The following is a 327-nucleotide window of genomic DNA, read 5'->3' as shown; positions in this document are numbered from 1 at the left end:
GAAGAAAAATCCCGGGAAATAATAGATGAAGCATTAAAAACCGCTGAGACAAAGAAGCGCGAAGCTCTCCTTGAAGCAAAAGAAGAGTCTTTGAAGACTAAGAACGAACTGGAGAAAGAGACCAGAGAAAGAAGAGCTGAGCTTCAACGTTATGAAAGACGAGTACTAAGCAAGGAAGAAAACCTGGACAAGAAGTCCGACGCAATGGAAAAAAGAGACGCAGGTCTTGCTGCTCGAGAGGAAGCCCTGAATAAGAGAAACGCCGAAGTAGAGTCTCTCTATGAAAAAGGGATACAGGAACTGGAAAAGATTTCCGGATTAACCTCC

Annotated in this window: 1 protein-coding gene; it reads left to right on the top strand. The window is 43.7% G+C overall.

What is annotated here, in order from left to right:
- A partial coding sequence (locus NE473_RS30745; protein ID WP_256265612.1) for an Rnase Y domain-containing protein occupies positions 1 to 327 on the top strand: 327 nt, incomplete at both ends.

It is taken from the genome of Hungatella sp. SL.1.14, from assembly GCF_024460495.1.
GTDB lineage: Bacteria > Bacillota > Clostridia > Lachnospirales > Lachnospiraceae > Hungatella > Hungatella hathewayi.
The sequence above is the reverse complement of the archived record's forward strand: the minus strand, read 5'-3'. Positions and strand labels throughout refer to the sequence as shown.